The 18,629-nt window shown below is 50.2% G+C and carries 16 protein-coding genes and 4 pseudogenes; 14 read left to right on the top strand and 6 right to left on the bottom strand.

Annotation, left to right across the window (positions count from 1 at the left end; genetic code table 11):
• Window positions 1–371: 371 nt before the first annotated feature.
• The 3 genes from MKQ70_RS21035 to guaA all read right to left on the bottom strand — a co-directional run bounded on the left by MKQ70_RS21035 (window position 372) and on the right by guaA (window position 3,346).
• The gene (locus MKQ70_RS21035; RefSeq protein WP_248074130.1) at window positions 372–1,316 is read right to left on the bottom strand and encodes a type 1 periplasmic-binding domain-containing protein; all 945 of its coding nucleotides are present in this window, start codon (window positions 1,314–1,316) and stop codon (window positions 372–374) included.
• Window positions 1,307–1,483 (bottom strand): hypothetical protein, encoded by a 177-nt coding sequence (locus MKQ70_RS21030; RefSeq protein ID WP_248074129.1) that lies wholly within the window; start codon window positions 1,481–1,483, stop codon window positions 1,307–1,309. Before MKQ70_RS21030 ends, MKQ70_RS21035 begins: the two co-directional genes overlap by 10 nt.
• Before the next feature lie 324 nt (window positions 1,484–1,807).
• Window positions 1,808–3,346 (bottom strand): glutamine-hydrolyzing GMP synthase, encoded by a 1,539-nt coding sequence (gene guaA, locus MKQ70_RS21025; protein ID WP_248074127.1) that lies wholly within the window; start codon window positions 3,344–3,346, stop codon window positions 1,808–1,810.
• 137 nt (window positions 3,347–3,483) lie between these two features.
• Between guaA and MKQ70_RS43300 the strand changes: the two genes are divergently transcribed.
• The 14 genes and pseudogenes from MKQ70_RS43300 (at window position 3,484) to MKQ70_RS42495 (ending at window position 16,133) form a co-directional block, all read left to right on the top strand.
• Entirely contained in the window at window positions 3,484–4,683 is a 1,200-nt protein-coding gene (locus MKQ70_RS43300; protein ID WP_248074125.1) for a head GIN domain-containing protein, read from the top strand.
• Window positions 4,659–5,201, top strand: coding sequence for a hypothetical protein (locus MKQ70_RS21015; RefSeq protein ID WP_248074123.1), 543 nt, complete (start codon window positions 4,659–4,661; stop codon window positions 5,199–5,201). Before MKQ70_RS43300 ends, MKQ70_RS21015 begins: the two co-directional genes overlap by 25 nt.
• A 138-nt stretch (window positions 5,202–5,339) precedes the next feature.
• Window positions 5,340–6,476 carry a dialkylresorcinol biosynthesis protein DarB gene (gene darB / locus MKQ70_RS21010; protein WP_248074121.1) on the top strand — a complete coding sequence of 379 codons (1,137 nt, stop codon included), beginning with the start codon at window positions 5,340–5,342 and terminating at the stop codon, window positions 6,474–6,476.
• A 116-nt stretch (window positions 6,477–6,592) separates the two neighbouring features.
• Window positions 6,593–6,976 (top strand): annotated as a pseudogene (DarG, locus tag MKQ70_RS21005) (flexirubin biosynthesis protein DarG); the annotation flags it as partial.
• 45 nt (window positions 6,977–7,021) lie between these two features.
• Window positions 7,022–8,021: pseudogene (darH, locus tag MKQ70_RS43860) on the top strand (BtrH-related acyltransferase DarH).
• A 1-nt stretch (window position 8,022) separates the two neighbouring features.
• Window positions 8,023–8,459: pseudogene (locus MKQ70_RS43855) on the top strand (ATP-binding cassette domain-containing protein); the annotation flags it as partial.
• Window positions 8,445–8,768, top strand: a complete 324-nt coding sequence (locus MKQ70_RS43850; protein WP_248074114.1) for an AAA family ATPase — start codon at window positions 8,445–8,447, stop codon at window positions 8,766–8,768. The pseudogene MKQ70_RS43855 and the gene MKQ70_RS43850, both read left to right, overlap by 15 nt.
• 3 nt (window positions 8,769–8,771) lie before the next feature.
• Entirely contained in the window at window positions 8,772–9,290 is a 519-nt protein-coding gene (locus MKQ70_RS20980; protein ID WP_248074112.1) for an ABC transporter permease, read from the top strand.
• A complete protein-coding gene (locus MKQ70_RS20975) occupies window positions 9,287–10,060 on the top strand; it encodes an ABC transporter permease (RefSeq protein ID WP_248074110.1) in 774 nt (257 codons plus the stop codon). The genes MKQ70_RS20980 and MKQ70_RS20975 overlap by 4 nt, the downstream gene beginning before the upstream one ends.
• Window positions 10,061–10,134: 74 nt before the next feature.
• A complete protein-coding gene (locus MKQ70_RS20970) occupies window positions 10,135–10,422 on the top strand; it encodes a phosphopantetheine-binding protein (RefSeq protein WP_308199511.1) in 288 nt (95 codons plus the stop codon).
• 11 nt (window positions 10,423–10,433) lie between these two features.
• Window positions 10,434–11,645 (top strand): beta-ketoacyl-[acyl-carrier-protein] synthase family protein, encoded by a 1,212-nt coding sequence (locus tag MKQ70_RS20965; RefSeq protein ID WP_248074106.1) that lies wholly within the window; start codon window positions 10,434–10,436, stop codon window positions 11,643–11,645.
• Window positions 11,638–12,711, top strand: coding sequence for a beta-ketoacyl synthase chain length factor (locus MKQ70_RS20960; RefSeq protein WP_248074104.1), 1,074 nt, complete (start codon window positions 11,638–11,640; stop codon window positions 12,709–12,711). Before MKQ70_RS20965 ends, MKQ70_RS20960 begins: the two co-directional genes overlap by 8 nt.
• A gap of 90 nt (window positions 12,712–12,801) precedes the next feature.
• Window positions 12,802–15,093 (top strand): annotated as a pseudogene (locus MKQ70_RS42500) (ThuA domain-containing protein).
• 188 nt (window positions 15,094–15,281) lie between these two features.
• Entirely contained in the window at window positions 15,282–16,133 is an 852-nt protein-coding gene (locus MKQ70_RS42495; protein ID WP_372490130.1) for a carbohydrate-binding protein, read from the top strand.
• Between the two features lie 59 nt (window positions 16,134–16,192).
• Here MKQ70_RS42495 and MKQ70_RS20945 read toward each other — a convergent pair whose 3' ends face one another.
• From MKQ70_RS20945 to rpsT, 3 genes are all read right to left on the bottom strand, one after another.
• Window positions 16,193–17,533, bottom strand: coding sequence for a M14 family metallopeptidase (locus MKQ70_RS20945; protein ID WP_248074099.1), 1,341 nt, complete (start codon window positions 17,531–17,533; stop codon window positions 16,193–16,195).
• Window positions 17,530–17,922, bottom strand: coding sequence for a M14 family metallopeptidase (locus tag MKQ70_RS20940; RefSeq protein ID WP_248074097.1), 393 nt, complete (start codon window positions 17,920–17,922; stop codon window positions 17,530–17,532). Before MKQ70_RS20940 ends, MKQ70_RS20945 begins: the two co-directional genes overlap by 4 nt.
• Window positions 17,923–18,269: 347 nt before the next feature.
• Window positions 18,270–18,524, bottom strand: coding sequence for a 30S ribosomal protein S20 (gene rpsT / locus MKQ70_RS20935; protein ID WP_248074095.1), 255 nt, complete (start codon window positions 18,522–18,524; stop codon window positions 18,270–18,272).
• Window positions 18,525–18,629 lie beyond the last annotated feature (105 nt).

The following is an 18,629-nucleotide window of genomic DNA, read 5'->3' as shown; positions in this document are numbered from 1 at the left end:
CCCGGAGGGCATAAAGCAAGCCTGCCAGTCATATTCAGGTGTTAACTGCTAGCCAGCGCAAGACAGGCACCTGTTTTATGCACTATTCGTGCACTATTCAAGCACTATGCAAGCACTCAGCAAGCACTCCCCGTGCACTCCCCCTCTAGAAATTTTGCACTTTAGCTGCGACACTTTGCGACAATCGCGACACTTAACGACGAGATGCGACAACCGGGTTGGCGGGATGACTTTGCGGGGGTAACTTTACATTGTTGGATATCGGGAACAAGCTGAAGCGAGTGACAGCGGCGACCGAGCGGGGGCTAAAGCTGTTGAACAAAGAAAAGGGCCGCCCTACGGACAGCCCTCGCAATGCAATCAGTTGGTGGTTACAGCGCATTCATCTTGTAATCTGCACTGTCGCCCTTCTGAATAATGTAAATATTCTTATTCTCAAAGTACGACGGCGTTTCCGCACCTTCCTTCAGGTACACCGGCTGGAAATTGAAGTCGGTATATAACTTCAGCGGGTTGCGATTCAGGTCTTTGTTGAAGTACAGGCCGTCTTGCTGCAACAGCTTCAGGAAGTACCAGGTAGACTCAAAACCTTTGAAAGCCATGTCCGACGGACGGCTTTTATAGGTGCGGCGGAAATAGTCGTTGATGTATTTGCTGAACGTATCTGTTTTGTCGTTAAAGTAAGGGGTTGAATAATAAAGCGTTACGCCGCTATACTCAGGTTCTTTGAACTTCATTACATCCCAGGTAGGCATACCGAACACCTGCAGCGGATAGGTGCCCGCGAGGGAAGCGAGTTTGCGAACGATAGAACGGGCGCCCGTTTCGTCCAGCGCCGTCACAATGCAAAGATTGGGACGGTCGGTCAGGAAATACTTCGACAACTCGGACTCAGCAGTTGCATCGCTCCAGATCACTTCACGAACGCGGGATTTCTTATCGTAGGCCATCTTTTCGTTGGCCGTCTTGATATCTTCCGCCAGTTTCGCTTCGAAGCTGTTGTTTCTCCTGATTACCAGTACGTTGCGGCTCGCGAAGCCCTTTTGTGCATATTCCTGGATCGCTTCCACGTGCGATTTCAACGTACTGTTAGCGATCAGCAGGAAAGGGTTATCGGTAATACCGCCATCGTTAGGGTATGTGGCGGATATCAGGTTGATCTGTTTTTCTTTTGAAAAGTCACTCAGTACCTTCAGTTCCGGTGTGGCCACCGCGCCGATGATGAGGTCCATGGCGTCCAGCTGCTTGTTGCGGATCAGCGTGGGGACATCTACCTGGCGGGCTTTGTTGTCGTACACGAACACTTTCAGTGCCATGCCTTGTTTTTCCAGGAATCCAGCGCGAGTTGCACGCCTTCGTAGAATTCCAGCCCGGGTAATACATAGCGGGGCATGGTGCGGCCGGGTATATCAGTTGACGTAGCAAAAACGGAATCCGGGTAAAGTGGCGCGAACACGGCCACGTTGTAGGATGCTTTTTTCACTTCTTTACCGAAAACCGGAACGTTGAAGGGCGCGGCCTTCGTGGATTCTTTCTTAGGCGCCTCCGGCTTTTTTCCTCCACCGGTTTAGACAGGGTAGGGGGCGGCCCGTCAGTTTTGGCAGGCGCCTTTTTAAACAGGGAACAGCCCGACAGCAGTACGGCGCAAACCGTAATCTTGGCAAGGCTGTGTAGTGACGTAGATCGGTTCATAGCGTCGAAAAATTACAAAAATCGTTCCCAACTGGGTCAGGAGCGGGTGAAACAGGGTGTCTTTAAAATGATACTGGCGGCCTTGCGGAGCCGCCAGTAATACGATTGAAAAGGATTATTCCCACTCTATGGTGGCCGGCGGCTTCGAGCTGATGTCGTAAACCACGCGGTTAATGCCTTTCACTTTATTGATAATGTCGTTGGAAACTTTTGCCAGGAATTCGTGCGGCAGGTGTGCCCAATCCGCCGTCATACCGTCGGTAGAGGTTACTGCGCGAAGTGCGATAGTAAATTCGTAAGTTCTTTCGTCGCCCATTACACCTACGCTCTGCACCGGCAGCAGGATGGTACCCGCCTGCCAAACCTGGTTGTAAAGGCCGGATTCCTTGAGGCTGTCGATGTAAATAGCGTCGGCTTCCTGCAGCATCGCTACTTTTTCAGCGTTGATCTCGCCCAGTACACGAATAGCCAGGCCAGGACCCGGGAACGGGTGGCGGGCCAGGAATACGTCACTGATACCAATTTCTTTACCTACGCGGCGTACTTCATCTTTAAAGAGAAAACGCAGCGGCTCAACCAGTTGCATGTTCATTTTTTCCGGTAAACCGCCCACGTTGTGGTGCGATTTGATGGTAGCGGAGGGACCGTTTACAGAAACGGACTCGATCACATCCGGGTAAATGGTACCCTGGCCCAGGAAAGAAATGTCAGTCAGCGCGGTTGCTTCCTGTTGGAACACTTCGATGAACAGGCGGCCAATGATCTTGCGTTTCTGCTCAGGATCCTTAACGCCATTTAATTCGCCGTAGAAAAGATCTTTCGCATTGATGCCTTTTACATTGAGGCCCATGTGTTTATAGGAGTCCAGAACAGTTTCGTATTCGTCTTTACGGAGGAGACCGTTGTCAACAAAAATACAGAACAGGTTCTCGCCAATGGCTTTGTGGATCAGTTCTGCGGCCACGGTGGAGTCTACCCCGCCGCTCAGCGCCATCACCACACGTTTGTTGCCAACCTGCTGGCGGATGCGCGCGATCGTTTCGGTTACGAAAGCTGCCGGCGTCCAGTCCTGCTTCAGGCCACAGATGTGTACCAGGAAGTTGCGAACGATTTGTTTGCCCTCGATGGAGTGGGTCACTTCCGGGTGGAATTGCAGACCGAACATCGGGTTTTTAGTAAGAGAGGTGCATTTAAAGGCCGCAACCGGGATGTTTTCCGTGGTAGCGATCACTTCGAATGCTTCGGGGCTGCGCACGATGGAGTCTGCATGGCTCATCCAAACCTGGCTATGCCCGCTTATATCAAACAATAACTTTTCTTCTTTATCCTGATGTGTCATGTAAGCCCTGCCGTATTCGCGGAAGTTGCTTTTTGCCACTTCACCGCCAAATACTTTGGCCATGAGTTGTGCGCCGTAGCAAACGCCCAGTACCGGCACTTTTTCGGCCATCGCCGCAATGTCCACTACCGGTGCATTCGGGTCGTTTACCGAAAACGGGCTGCCCGAAAGGATGATGCCTTTGATGCTGTCTTCCCATTGGATAGGAGCGGTGCAAGGCTGAATTTCGCAATACACATTAAGCTCCCTGATAACGCGTGCAATCAGCTGTGTATATTGGGAACCGAAGTCGAGGATCAATATCTTTTCTGTCATGATGGGTGCAAAGATAGGTGAAAGCCTGAAAAGCCGGAAGGCGGATTTCAAAATTGGGCGGGAGCAATCCACAGCTTTTTGTAATTTTCCTTCCTATTTTTGCCCCTGAAATCCGTCATATCTAAAATTTAGCATTTATGAGAAAACTGTTTACCTGTCTGCTTCTTTGCATTTCCGGCCTGACCATGCTCAGCGCCTGCGACGAAATGATGGGCCGCGAACGCATTAAAGGCAGCGGCCACGTGGTAAAACAAACCCGGGAAGTACGCGAATTTAGTGGAGTAGATCTCCGCGGCAATATGAACATCTACATTTCCCAGGGCGCCGTGCGCAAAGTGGAAGTGGAAACCGACGATAATGTGCAGGAATACATTGAACTGGAAGAGGACGGCGGTCAGCTCATCGTAAAACAGCGTAACAATACTTCTATCAGCACCAACCGCGATATCCGTGTATATATTACAGTGCCGTCTTTGAACGATGTATCGATTTCCGGTTCCGGTAATATATATATAAAGGATAAATTCACGAGCACCGACAGGATGGCCTTCAGCATTTCCGGCTCGGGCAACCTGAAAGCCGGCGATATTGACGCCCCGGAAGTACGGGCGGATATTGCCGGAAGTGGAAATATGGAGCTGAAAGGCAATACCCGCGATGTAAAAGTGAGCATTGCCGGTAGCAGCGACTTCCGGCAGCGAACTGCTGGCCGAGAACGTAAATGTGGATATTGCCGGAAGCGGCGACGCCCACGTATACGCCAGTATGAAACTGGAAGCCAACATCGCCGGCAGCGGCGATGTACGTTACCGGGGAGACGCTACTGTAAGCAATATGAGCATCGTGGGATCGGGTTCTGTACGCAAGGAATAGTCCGCCTTATTAAAAAAATCCTAAGTTTACGCCTCCATTTGTTGCATCTCGGAACACCAACTATGACAGATCATCCTAAGATACTGGTGATTTATTTCACCCAGACCGGCCAACTGAAAGCGATTATTGATAACGTATTGGCCCCCTTGCAGGGCAAAGCTGATATCACTTTTGAAGAAATTGTGCCGGTAACGCCTTTCCCGTTCCCCTGGAGTAAACAAGCGTTTTACGATGCAATGCCAGAGTGCGTGTTGCACCGTCCCAGGGCGGTACAGCCCATGAAAGTGCGTGCGGATGAGCACTTCGATCTCGTGATCTTTGCCTATCAGCCCTGGTTCTTATCGCCTTCGCAGCCGATCACTGCCTTTTTGCAGAGTGAGGATGGCAAACGATTATTGCGTGGCAAAAATGTGATCACCCTGGTAGGCGCGCGTAACATGTGGCTGAACCCCGGGAGCGCGTAAAGCAATACCTGCACGAAGCGGGTGCTAATCTGGTGGGGAACGTAGTGCTGGTGGATAAACATAATAACCTGGTATCGGTGCTCACCGTGTTCCGCTGGGCCTTTAAAGGGCAGAAGGAAGCGAGCGGCATGTTGCCGGAAGCCGGTGTTAGTTCGTCCGACATCAAAGCGGCTACCCGTTTCGGCGAGCCCATTGCACAGGCGCTGGCACAAAACCAATGGAGTAGTCTGCAACCGACCCTGCTGCAACTGGGAGCCGTAGAAATAAATCCAAACCTGGTGGCCCTGGAGGCCCGCGCGCAGAAGCCGTTCCGCTTCTGGGCGAAATATATTGCAGAGAAAGGCGGGCCGGGAGCCCCCGAACGTCAGGGACGTATCAAAATGTACCGTACGCTGCTGATACTCGGGATTTTCACCTTAACTCCCATCACGGCCATATCTGCCAAACTTGCGGTGTTATTCAATCGGAAGAAACTGGAGGAAGCAGTGGAATACCATAAAGGTGTTTCCCTGCGTTAAAACAATTAACGGTATAGCTGTAGTTTTGTAGAGGAAATGTGACTTGAATATGAATTTCGTCCGCTACGGACGGCCCGTTAATTGGTATTTACATTTAAGATTATATATTTACGACCGCAATAACTTTTAAATAAGGACATGAAAGAAGTTTTTATCACGAGGCTCGCCAAATTTTTACCCAATGAGCCGGTAGGAAATGACGAAATGGAGAGCATACTGGGGATGGTTGACGGCAGACCTTCCCGTGCGAGATCGATCGTGCTGGGCAATAACAAGATCAAAACCCGTTATTACGCCCTGGATAAGAATGGCAAAACGACCCATACGAATGCACAGATGACAGCTGAAGCGGTACAAGGATTGTTTGATGAAAAGTTCCCCATGAGTAAATTGCAGTTACTGGCCTGCGGTACTACTTCGCCCGACCAGTTACTGCCCAATCATGCCGCTATGGTGCACGGTTTGCTGAAATGTCAGCCCGTAGAACTGATTGCCGCCACCGGTGCCTGCGCTGCCGGCATGCAGGCTTTCAAATATGCTTTTATGTCTATTAAAAGCGGCAACTCCGAAAACGCTGTCAGCACCGGTTCCGAGAAGTTCTCCAGCTGGTTGCTCGCCGAAAAATTCAATCCCGAAACAGATAACCTGAAACAACTGTCCGATAATCCTATCATCGCTTTCGAAAAGGATTTTCTCCGCTGGATGCTGTCCGATGGCGCCAGTGCAGCCCTGTTCCAGGATAAACCAAACGAAGAGGGCCTGAGCCTGCGTGTAGACTGGGTGGAAATCGCTTCTTACGCACACGAACTCGAAACCTGCATGTACGCCGGCGCGGTAAAACAACCCGACGGATCCACAACAGGATGGATCGATATGTCGCCGGAAGAATGGTCGAACAACAGCGTGTTTTCTTTCAAACAGGATACGCGCCTGCTCGGCAAAAACATTGTACCCTCCGGTGCTAAAATGTGGAAAGAGCTGGTTGAGAAACATAATATTAATATCGATGAACTGACTTACTTCCTGCCGCACCTTTCTTCCGAATATTTCCGCTTCAAAATTGACGAGGAAATCTCTAAGCTGGGTGTGCACATTCCGCAGGAAAAATGGTTTACCAACTTAACCCGCGTGGGTAATGTTGGTACGGCATCTCCTTACTTCATGCTGGAAGAACTGCTCAGCAGTGGCAAGTTGAAAAAAGGCGATACTATTGCCATGATGGTACCGGAAAGCGCGCGTTTCTCGTACGCTTACGCACACATCACGGTAGTATAAACATGCGATCATTGCATTTGTGATACCTGGGGGCCGTTCCGGCGGCCTCCTTTTTTATTGAATGCATAAATTGATACTTTTACCCCTCAAAAACGGCCTGTCATGAAAAAGATGAAGTACCCCAGGACGGGGAAAATATGCATCAGGGCACTTTTAAGCAATTGTTTTACGCCGTGGACGATGCCGGTAAATACACCACCGCCACCAGCGTTGGCTGGGAACCGGAAAACATCGCTATGTCGCAGGCCTGGGAAGAGATCAATGAAAAAGTGGAGCAAACGCGTAAGGAAGTCCTGGCCGGAAAACTGAGTCCCATTGCTTATTACATGGAAAAATCACTGCTTACCCTGCCGCAACTTGCCAGCTACGTAGGCAAATGGCAATGGCAGGTAAAACGGCACTTCAAACCGTCGGTGTTCGAATCGTTGAACGACGACCTTTTACAACGCTACGCATCTACCTTTAATATTACCGTAGCGCAACTGAAACAGCTACAATAAGAATGACTTTGTTCCGGGTGCTTGCCGGGGCATTACAATAACAATATGATAGACTTTAAACATCAGCAAACCGCACACTGTGAATGTGGCGTAGTGTCTAATATGTTCAGGCACTATGGACTGGAGATCAGCGAGCCGATGGCTTTTGGCATTGGTGCGGGCATCTTTTTGCCCACCTGCCGTTCGTGAAAGTGAATGGTGTGCCGGGCAGCACGTATCGTGTTGCACCCGGGCAGATCTTCAAAAATGTTTGTAAAAGGGTAGGGGTTGATGTTAAAACGCAGAAGTTCGGTACCCCGAAAAGGCCATGGCCGAGCTGGACCGCGTGCTGGAACAAGGTACGCCAGTAGGTATGCTCAGTTCTGTATATTATCTGCCTTACTTCCCGGAATCGTACCGCTTCCATTTTAATGCTCACAACCTCGTGGTGTATGGTAAAAAGGATACGGATACTTATTTCGTGAGCGATCCTATTATGGAACAGGTAACGGAGATCGATTCAAAAAGTCTGGCCCAGGCGCGTTTTGCTCAAGGATTTCCGGCGCCGAAAGGCAAAATGTATTACCCGGTAAATGTGCCGAAAACAGTATCGTTAAAGAAAGGAATTGTAGATGGCATTAAACAAACATGTCACTACATGTTGAAAATACCCCTGCCGATGTTCGGCGTAAAAGGCATTCGCTTCCTCGCAAAAAGACTGGCAAAATACCCGGAGAAAGTAGGTGGCCGCAAGGCAGCGCTGTACCTGGGCAACGTAATCCGCATGCAGGAGGAAATTGGTACCGGTGGAGCAGGTTTCCGCTTTATCTACGCCGCCTTTCTCCGTGAAGCCGCGCAGGTATTGGAAAAACCGGAACTTAAAACCCTGGCCGGCGAACTGACGAAGATCGGCGATAGCTGGCGGAACTTCGCCTTTGAAGCTGGCCGTGTTTGTAAAGCCCGTTCAGCCAACGGCACTTCTTACCAGCAGCTCGCCGATTTGCTGATGGGCATCGCCAACGAAGAGGAAATCTTCTTTAAAAAACTGGCGCAGGTAAAATTATAGGATGAACAGTATAGCGGTTAAGGATTTGGAAAAGACCTACAAAGGTGCAATACAGCCCACATTACAGGGCCTGTCTTTTGCTTTTGGGGAAGGGAAGATAGCGGGGCTGCTCGGTCCCAACGGCGCCGGTAAAACCACCACGATCTCTATTTTATGTGGATTGGTGCGCCGCGACGGAGGCGATGTTCGCATCCATGACCTGCCACAGGATGAAGCGCACCGCGAACAACTGAAAAAACTGATTGGCATCGTACCCCAGCAGATCGCGCTGTTTCCGCAGCTGACCGCTATGGAGAATCTTATTTATTTTGGCAACCTGTACGGCTACAAAGGAAAAGGCCTGCGCACGAAAGTGGAGCATTACCTCGAACTGTTCGGACTCGAAAAGGCCGCGAACAAAGAGGTGCACAAGTTTTCGGGGGCATGAAACGCCGCACCAATATTATCGCCGCGATTTTACACGATCCCAAATTGCTCGTCCTCGACGAACCCACCGCTGGCGTAGACGTGCAATCGCGCAGCATGATCCTGCAATTTTTAAGAGATTATAATAAACAGGGCGTTAGTATTCTGTACACCTCGCATCTCCTCGAAGAAGCGCAGTCGATCTGCGAAGAAGTGGTGATCATGGACGAAGGTAAGCTGATCGTTCAGGGCCAGCCGATGGCGCTGATCCAACAGAACCCTGCCTGCCGCAACCTCGAGGATGTTTTTTTACACTATACCGGTCACGCCCTGAGAGATTAGCACATGTTAAGAATCGTTGCCACCATAAGAAAAGAATGGCTGCTATTGATGCGCGACAAGGCCGGCCTGGCCCTGCTGTTCATCATGCCCATGGTGCTTATTACCGTCATGGCCGTTATACAGGATGCACCGTTCAAAGATTACCAGGAAGTGAAGTTCGATATCCTCACCGTAGATAACGATCACGGCCGGTTGGCGCGTTACATCAAAGAAGGACTGGGGAACACCGGCCAGTTCAACATGATGGACTCGCTCGATGGTAAACCTGTTACAACAGAAGATGCGATCCGCCGCATCAACACCGGCGAATATAAGATAGGCATCATCATCCCGAAAGGCGCCACGGCCAGCATTGTTAGCAATGCCAACAAAATCGTGAACGATATTTCGTACCGGATGGGATTGCCCTCGCAACTGCCCGTTAAGGCCCTGCAAGACTCGCTCGACGTGCAGGTGTATTTCGATCCTGCTGCGAAAAAGCCTTCCGCAGTGCCATTCACCAGGCTATCGACAACTTTTTGACACAGGTAGAAACCGATTTGCTGCTGGAAAGAATCCGGCAACAACTGAAAAGTAAGGACACTACCGCTACTGATACGTTTCCCGCCATCAAGCTGAAAGCAGTGGGATTAAAGGAACAAACTACAGCCCCGGAGAAAAAGATCGATGTGATTTCCAATTCGGTACAACACAACGTGCCGGCCTGGAGCATCTTTGCCATGTTTTTCATCGTGATCCCGATCGCGGGTAATATGATCCGGGAACGGGAAGACGGCAGCCTGCTGCGCATGAAGCTGATCCCGGGTTCGTACCTGCAGATCCTGACCGGCAAAATGTTTTTCTTCGTGAGCATCTGCGTGGTACAGTTTTACCTGATGATCCTCGTGGGGATGTATGTGTTGCCGTTATTAGATCTACCTAAACTGGCACTGGGCCGCGATCATTTTGCCTCATTCATTACGGCCATCAGTATTGGTCTTGCGGCCACCTCGTATGGCATTTTAGTCGGTACACTGTTCCGCACGCCCAACCAGGCGCTTAGTTTCGGGGCTATTTCCATCGTGATCCTTTCCGCGGTCGGCGGTATCTGGATCCCGCTGGACATTATGCCTGCCAATATCCAGTTTATGGGCCGCTTATCGCCGCTCAGCTGGGGGCTGGATGCTATTAACGATCTGTACCTGCGGAACGGCGGGCTAGGCATGATATTACCGGAAATCGGCAGATTGCTGGCCTTTTGCCTCGTATTGCTGGGATGTGCGGCCTGGTGGGAGAAACGCCGTATGGCGTAGGGCCGCCACGACAATTAATCTTTATAAAACTGGCTTAAATCATTATTTTTACGACCGTTTGCCGGTAGCCTTTTATCGGTTGCCAACACAAACCTGCAACAATTATGGAAGCATTAAAACTTAAACTGAAGGAACAAATTATTGAAGCCCTGAACCTTCAGGACACCAAACCTGAAGACATTGACGATAACGCGCCCTTGTTCGGCGAGGGCCTGGGCCTTGACAGCATCGATTCACTGGAGCTGATGGTATTGCTGGAAAGACAATATGGAATTAAAGTGGAAGATCCGCGCGAAGGCCGTAAGATCCTTGCTTCTGTGCAGTCGATGGCCGAATTTATCCAGTCAAAACAACCTGCGTAAGTTATTATTTCATGGCGGAACGTGTGTTTATTACAGGGATGGGGTTGATCACCGCCATTGGTGATAATGTGATGGAGAACCTGCGCAGTCTGCGTTTGCAGCAGCACGGCATGGGCCACACCCGCCATATAAATACGATTCATAAAGAGGTTTTACCAGTTGCGGAAGTGCGTCACAGCACAGCGCAACTGGCCGCTATCGCCGGTGTACCCACGGTGCAGGGTTATACCCGCACTACTTTACTGGGACTCATCGCCATGAAAGAAGCGCTGCAGAGCGCTGGTCTTACAGAAACCGACACTCCCTCTGCCGGCTTTATCAACGCCTCCACCGTCGGCGGTATGTGCGATACTGAAAAAGTATATTTCGATATCATTGACCCGGAGCAGCACGGCGAATTCTTAGATTATATTGATACGCTCGATTGTGCCGACTGTACCCAGCGCATTGCGGACGAAACGGGCATTGGTGCGCACATCGCGACCATCAGTACTGCTTGCTCCTCGTCGGCCAATGCATTGATGTACGGGGCGAGGCTCATTAAACACGGGCAGCTCGACATCGCCATCTGCGGCGGTACCGAAGCGCTTACCCGCTTCACCATCAACGGTTTCAACTCCCTTAAAAATATTGATAAGCGCCATTGCAAACCTTTTGATCTGGACCGTAATGGTTTAAATCTTGGAGAAGGTGCGGCTTACCTCGTACTCGAAAGTGAGTCGCAGGTAAAGCGCCGCGGCGCAAAGGTGTTAGCGGAACTGAGCGGCTATTGCAACGCGAACGAAGCGTTCCATCCCACGGCGCCATCGCCGGAAGGAGACGGTGCTTACGCTGCCATGAAAAACGCGCTGGCGATGAGTGGTCGCACAATAGCGGATGTGCAATACGTGAATGTGCACGGTACGGCCACTTTGAATAATGATGCTTCCGAAGGGAAAGCACTGTTGCGGCTTTTCGGAGATAAGGTGCCAATGTTCAGCTCTACCAAACCGTTTACCGGCCATACACTGGCCGCGGCAGGCGGTATTGAGGCGATCTTTTCGGTACTGGCTATCCGTGAGCAGATGGTGTTTCCCAATTTAAATTTTTCAGATAAGATGGAAGAGGTGGACGTGACGCCTGAAACCAGGCTGCTGGAACAGTTCCCGGTACGGAACGTGTTGTCCAATTCCTTTGGTTTCGGTGGTAATAATGCGTCTCTCGTGATCAGCAAATATGAGTAAACACAGGTGTTACATACAGGGAAGTGCCGCAATTTCTGCGCAACCTACGTTCGACGGCGATTTCTTTTCGGCGCCGCTGACGACTACATCCGCTAACAACCTGGTGGCGATGGAGCCGGATTACAAGGCGTTTATTCCGCCAAACAGTCTGCGCCGCATGAGCCGCATGCTCAAAATGGGACTCACTACTGCGTTAAAAGCCGTGCAGAACAGTGGCCAACCTTCGCCGGATGTTATTATCACCGGCACGGGAAAAGGCAGTTTGTCGGACACAGAGAAATTCATCCGCGACATAGAAGCGTACAAAGAAAGCGCACTGAATCCTACCCCCTTTATTCAATCTACTTACAATTCCGTTAACGGGCTGATTGCTTTACAGCAAAAGAGTACCGGCTACAACAATACGTTCGTTCACCGCGGTTTTTCCTTTGAAAACGCGTTGCTGGATAGTCTCCTTCAATTAGCGGAAGGTAATGTACAACGCACGCTCACCGGCGCTTTCGAGGAAATGACGGCCGAGCATTTTTACATCAAAAGCAGGATCGGTTTCTGGAAAGAGGCCACTATTGGCAACGCTGCTTTATTTGAGCATAACACGCCAGGGAGCATTTCCGGAGAGGGATCTACATTTTTCTTACTGGGAAATGATAAAACACCCCATGCAGAAGCAGTGATCACCGGCATGAAAATGCTGTACAAACCCAGTGCTGAAGCGCTGAATAAAGCATTGCCCCAATTTCTGCAAAAACATGATATTCAACCCGGCGACATCGACCTGGTGATCACCGGCCGTAATGGCGACATTAACACTGATCATTACTACCGTGTGTTGTTTAGTGCGCATTGCCCCCATACGCCGGAAGTACCTTTTAAGCAACTTTGCGGCGAACACGATACCGCAGGTGCTTTCGCGGTATGGCTGGCAGCGCAGATACTGAAACGCCGGGCTTTGCCGGCCATATTGCAGCCATATGTATCCCATCTTCCTAAAACCTTTCGCCGGGTGCTGATTTATAACCATTTCATTGGTGAACAGCATACCTTTTTCCTCCTTGAACGGGTATAAGTGTATTTTCTACCGTTCTTCATAATCCAGTATAAAAGCCGGGTTCGATCCGTTATATTGAGCACCTTATAAAAAATCAATAGAACGAACATGTTTCTGCGTTATCGCTTATGCGGCATTGCATTGCTGCTGCTATCTCTTACCGTGATGTCCTGTAGCGACCGGGGACCACGGGTGCTCGTCTTCATGAAAACGACTGCTTTTCACCATGAATCCATTCCCGATGGCGCTGCGGCGATCATGGAAATGGGAAAACAACATGGCATTAAAGTGGACACCACCAGCGATGCATCCTGGTTTAAAGAAGAGAAACTGGGTAAATACCGTGCGGTGGTATTTTTGAGCACTACCGGCAATGTGCTGAACAGCACGCAGCAGGTGGCCTTTGAACGTTATATCCAGGCGGGTGGCGGTTTTATGGGCGTACACGCCGCGGCCGACACCGAGTACGACTGGCCATGGTACAATAAGCTGGTGGGCGCTTATTTCAAGAGCCACCCCAGTGATCCTTCCAACGTGCTGAAAGCCACGGTGATCGTAACAGACACCACGCATCCGGCGATGAAAGGGCTGCCTGAGAAATGGGAGCGCACGGACGAATGGTACAATTACAAGAGCATTAATCCCGCGATCAAAGTACTCGCCCGTCTTGACGAAAACAGCTATGAGGGTGGCGAGAACGGCGACAATCACCCGATTGCCTGGTATCATGAATACGACGGCGGCCGCGCGTTTTATACCGGTGGCGGACATACGAAAGAAAGCTATAAAGAACCGGCTTTCCTGCAACATTTGTGGGGTGGACTGGAATATGCCATGGGTAGCGGTGCTCCGCTGGATTACAGCAAAGCCTACGCGGTGAAAACCCCGGAGGATAACCGTTTTACCAAAACGATCCTGAGCAACGACCTCAATGAGCCAATGGAACTGGCGGTTTCGGGCGACGGTGGTGCTTATTTCATTGAGCGTAGCGGTAAATTCTACTACTTCGATCCGAAAACGAACGCCACGAAAGTCGTGTACACCTTCCCGGTAATGCCGGATACGAAGGAGGGCTTTGGCAACGGCCTGTTAGGTCTCACCATCGACCCGGATTTCGATAAAAATCGCTTTATTTATTCTATTACACGCCGCCAACTATGCCGGCTGCACAGCGCGTATCGCGCTTTACTATGGCCAGCGCGGATTCTATCGACATTGCTTCTGAAAAAGTATTATTGACGGTGCCACTGGAGCTGGAAGTAAGTGCGCACACCGGTGGTTCACTGGAGTGGGATGGCAAGGGTAACCTGTTTATTTCTACCGGTGACAATACCGTTCCTTTTGCTTCCGATGGTTATGCGCCGATCGATGAAACGCCCGGTCGCATTACATTTGATGCACAGCGTTCAGCGGGTAACGCAAACGATCTGCGAGGTAAAATACTGCGTATTCACCCCGAAGCGGACGGCACTTATACAATTCCGGAAGGCAACTTATTTGCGAAAGGCACTGCCAATACAAGGCCAGAAATCTATGCCATGGGGTGCCGCAATCCATACCGTATTTCCGTGGACCCTGTCACCAATATTCTTTATTGGGGCGAGATTGGTCCCGATGCAGGCGGCGATGGCGCGCAGGGGCCGAGAGGTTATGACGAGATCAACCAGGCGAAAACCGCGGGCAACTACGGCTGGCCTTATTTTGTGGGTGATAACAAACCTTACCTCGAGTATGACTTCGTGACCAAACAACTGGGTGCGGCATTTAACCCGGACTCAGTCGTGAATCCTTCTGTAAACAATACCGGCATTAAAAACCTGCCGCCAGCGCGTAAAGCGATGATCTGGTATCCGTATAATTTCTCTGAGGAATTTCCGCTGATCGGCAACGGTGGCCGCTCGGCGATGGCTGGCCCGGTATATCATTTCAGCAAGGAGCTGAAGTCATCCACCAAACTGCCGGAGTACTATGATAAAGCACTGTTCATCTATGACTGGATGCGCAACTGGGTATTCGCTGTACGCCTCGACGAGGAGCAGCACTACAAACGCATGGAGCCGTTCATGGCTACTAATGGCGATTTCAGACGTCCAATAGATATGGCTTTTGGTCCGCAGGGCGATATTTACATGCTGGAATATGGTTCAGTATACGGTGTGGATAATGATGACGCGCGTTTGGTGCGTGTTACGTACAACGCAGGTAACCGTAAGCCGCAGGCAGTAATTGCTACCGCGGATACTGTTGGCGCTGCACCGCTTACCGTACATTTCAGCGGTAAAGACAGCTATGATTATGATGAAGATGAACTGACTTACGAATGGAAATTCGAGGACGGTGCCACTTCAACAGAAATGAATCCGGCGTATACGTTCAAGAAAACCGGGGCACACCGCGTAAGCCTGAAAGTGAAAGATCCATCAGGCGAAACAAGCGAAGCGCAGGTGCTGATCCGTGTTGGTAATACGCTGCCGGTAGTGAGCATTCGTCAAACAGGTAACAGTACTTTTTATTTTGATAATACACCATTGGAATACACAGTGGCGGTAGAAGACAAAGAGGATGGCACTATTGCGCCGGAGCGTTTGATGATCGGTCTGCATTACATGCCGCGCATCAGCGGACAGCCGCAGATGGGACACCAGCAAATAACGGCCGTACCCGCGCACCCCGGCAAACTGCTGATGGAAAGCAGCGATTGTAAAGCCTGTCACCAGTTGGATAAAAAATCTGTTGGTCCGGCATTCGTGGAAGTGGCAAAGAAATATAAAGGGAACAAAGATTTCCTGAAATACCTGTCGTCCAAGATCATCAAAGGTGGTGGCGGCGTATGGGGCGAGCACTCGATGGCTGCGCACCCGCAACTGAGCAATGTACAGGCGGGTGAGATCGTGAAGTATATTATGACGTTAACGGAAGAACAGGCGAAGAGTTTGCCGCAGTCGGGTAGTGTTGCTCTGAAAGATCATCAGAAGCAGCCGGGTGGTAACTACATATTATCTGCCACCTATACAGATGGCGGCGGACAGGCGACGCCGCTGAGCGGTACGGCATTCCTGAACCTGCGGGCGGCGCGTGTGCAGGCAGAAGATGCGGACGAAGTACGTAACATTGGTCGTCAGTCGTCGGCATTAGGCAGTATTCATAACAAGTCCTGGTTTTTGTTAAAGGGGATTGACCTTACAGGTATCCGCAGTATCACCTACCGCTATTCATCCCTGAACCGCGACGGTATACTCGAAGTGCATGTGAAAAGTTCGAAAGGACAGGTGATCAGTACTTTGAACTTTAAACAAACGGGCGACTGGTCAAAGTACATTGAAGTAACGGCGCCGGTAACGGATCCGGGAGGGAAGAATGATTTATATTTTGTGTTTAAGAAAGATGAAGAACCAAATCAGCATATGTTTACATTGGACTGGCTTGAGTTTAAAAAATAGTATATAACAGAAAATCCCGGCAAACGCCGGGATTTTTTTATGGAAGGAGCGTGTAGAAATTATTTTATCAACCTGTACACCGGGTACCGGTTAAAATCCGGTTCGAAGTAAGGCGAATTTTTGAATACAAAGTTTAACTGTGCATCCGCGCTTTTAGCGAAGGCAGTATCCTGCGCGCGCTGGCGGGCAAGCTTTTCCCGGAGTTCGGGGTGCTGCTTCAGGTACTCGTAACCGGTATCTTCGAAAACATAGGTAGAATACCACTCTTTTTGCCCGAGCACGGCGTCGAAGAAGTTCCAGGCGAGGAAAGAGTCGCTGCCGGTCGGTTCCAGTGTTTCGATGAGGTAGCGGTTGGCTTCCTGGTTCATGGGAATGAGGTAGTCGCCTTTACGGAAATGCAGGGTATCGTTTTGTAGTGACACCTTAATGCTGTTATGTATATAGTGTTTTTCGTAAGGACGGGCGGCTGTTTTATAGTCTTCAATATGATAGGCCTCCACGATCATCGTGGTATCTTTTTTCAGCCGTTCCATTTTTACCTGGTTGTTCTTCAGCAGGTCGGTAACGGTCCACCAGCCTTGCGGAATAACGTACGCAACGGGTTTGGTAACGTAATTGGCCGGTTTGAAGTAGTTATAAAACTTGATCTGGCGTTCGTACGGCTTTGATTTGTCGTAGTACAAACGTGGCAAGCCGGAAATGTTGCTGGGTTTGTATCCTGGCGCGTAGCCCTTGAACGTGATGCCCGTGTATTGCGTCATATCGGCTTGCCAGTCGAGCGGGAAGGAGCCTTGTGTTTTTACAGCCGCTTTACTTTGGGCGCGAAGGCTTTTTATTTCTTCACTATGCTCGCTGGTGAAAGCGATGAAACATTCCATGAGGGCGTAAGTAGCTTTCACGCGCTGGTCGTAAGGTTTGAGCATGTGTGTTTCGGGCACGAAGCCAAACGTATGGAACAGGGTGGTGTAACCGCTGGAGTAGCGGGGGCCGTCGTAGAATTCTACCCAGCCGCTGTCCGGCGTATTGCCGAAGTGGTTTACGTAGGGCACCAGGTCGTAACCTTTATCTTTCATGAGGCGGTACATGCCCGGCTCAAACTGCTTATTCATGAATTCGCCCATGGGACCGCCGAGTTTGTCGTGCTGGGTGCAAAGGAGCGTCATGATGTGCTGGTAGTCGGCGCCGTTGCTCACGTGGTTGTCGATAAAAACATCCGGATCGGTAAGATGATAGATCTGCTGGAAAGTTCGCGCGTTACGGGAGTCGGCCTTGATAAAGTCACGGTTGAGATCCGGGTTTTGGGCGTTGCCCCGGGAACCGAAAGCATCGGGGCCGTCCTGGTCCACACGATAATAAGGACTACGGTTGAGCGCGCCGCCTATATTATAAATCGGTATCACGGCGAGTACAACGTTAGAAGGCAGTTTTTCTTACCCTGCGCCAGGTCGCGAAGGAGCATCATGCTGGCGTCGATACCGTCTGGCTCACCTGGATGTATGCCATTGTTAATCAGTATGATACGTTTATTTTTCTTCCGCAGGCTGGCAAAATTAAAGTCGCCATCGGCGGAATAAGTAACGAGGTGAAGCGGGAAACCGGCGTCGGTGGTACCTGTTTCCTGCAGGTGGATTTGGGAGAAACGTTTATCCAGCAACTTATAATAGTCGATGCACTCCTGGTAGGTAACGGTTTCGCGGGCGTTGGTCCGTTCGTATTTGGTTGTTAAATCCTGCGCGCCGGCAGTAAAAGTGGCCAGGCAGAGCAGGAGGGCAATGTTAAATTTTTTCATAGCGCGGGCAAAATACGAAGGGTGGGGGAGATTATGTGCTTAATTATAAGAAGCTTCGATGGTTCAGTGATGGTTGGGTGATGGTTCAGTGATGGTTCGGTAGGATATAAATTACGGATTATCAATATTATGTACTAAAATAGGTTTACACCCAGGTTAGATAATCCGGACTTGGGTTCGCCTGTGCGGTAGTACTTCGCCGCTGACGTGAGAACACAACGGCGGCTGAATAGGGAGGGGAAGCCGGCCAACTAAAATTTAATATATAAGTGATTGGTCATTACCGACCAGAAATGAAAAAAGCCCTTCCCTTGTGAGGAAGAGCTGTATATCTTCAGCTACCTGGACTAGGCGAGCGCGTTAACTGACTTAGTCAGTTTGCTCTTCAGGTTCGCAGCTTTGTTTTTGTGAATAACGTTACGTTTAGCCAGTTTGTCGATCATAGACAGCACTTCCGGCAGGTCTTTGCCAGCGGCAGCCTTGTCGGTGATTGCTTTCAGATCCCGGATGGCATTACGGGTAGTTTTACCGTAGTAGCGGTTACGCTCGTTACGCTTTCTGCTCTGACGTACGTCTTTTTTCGTTGCTTTATGGTTTGCCATTGTATAATTTTCAAAGTTTCGGACGGCAAAGGTAGGATTCTCTGTGATATAAACAAAATAAATTCCAAACCATTTTGGAATTCCCTCGAATAGGTAAAATTACGC

It is taken from the genome of Chitinophaga sedimenti (genome assembly GCF_023156195.1).
Taxonomy (GTDB): Bacteria; Bacteroidota; Bacteroidia; order Chitinophagales; family Chitinophagaceae; genus Chitinophaga; species Chitinophaga sedimenti.
Note: the sequence above shows the minus strand (reverse complement) of the source record. Positions and strands in the feature narration are given on the sequence as shown.

Coding starts and splice junctions, on each gene's coding strand:
- MKQ70_RS21035 (WP_248074130.1), bottom strand. CDS start 1,316: ATGGCACTGAAAGTGTTCGTGTACGACAACAAAGCCCGCCAGGTAGAT.
- guaA (WP_248074127.1), bottom strand. CDS start 3,346: ATGACAGAAAAGATATTGATCCTCGACTTCGGTTCCCAATATACACAG.
- MKQ70_RS43300 (WP_248074125.1), top strand. CDS start 3,484: ATGAGAAAACTGTTTACCTGTCTGCTTCTTTGCATTTCCGGCCTGACC.
- darB (WP_248074121.1), top strand. CDS start 5,340: ATGAAAGAAGTTTTTATCACGAGGCTCGCCAAATTTTTACCCAATGAG.
- MKQ70_RS43850 (WP_248074114.1), top strand. CDS start 8,445: ATGAAACGCCGCACCAATATTATCGCCGCGATTTTACACGATCCCAAA.
- MKQ70_RS20980 (WP_248074112.1), top strand. CDS start 8,772: ATGTTAAGAATCGTTGCCACCATAAGAAAAGAATGGCTGCTATTGATG.
- MKQ70_RS20965 (WP_248074106.1), top strand. CDS start 10,434: ATGGCGGAACGTGTGTTTATTACAGGGATGGGGTTGATCACCGCCATT.
- MKQ70_RS20960 (WP_248074104.1), top strand. CDS start 11,638: ATGAGTAAACACAGGTGTTACATACAGGGAAGTGCCGCAATTTCTGCG.
- MKQ70_RS42495 (WP_372490130.1), top strand. CDS start 15,282: ATGATCGGTCTGCATTACATGCCGCGCATCAGCGGACAGCCGCAGATG.
- MKQ70_RS20940 (WP_248074097.1), bottom strand. CDS start 17,922: ATGAAAAAATTTAACATTGCCCTCCTGCTCTGCCTGGCCACTTTTACT.
- rpsT (WP_248074095.1), bottom strand. CDS start 18,524: ATGGCAAACCATAAAGCAACGAAAAAAGACGTACGTCAGAGCAGAAAG.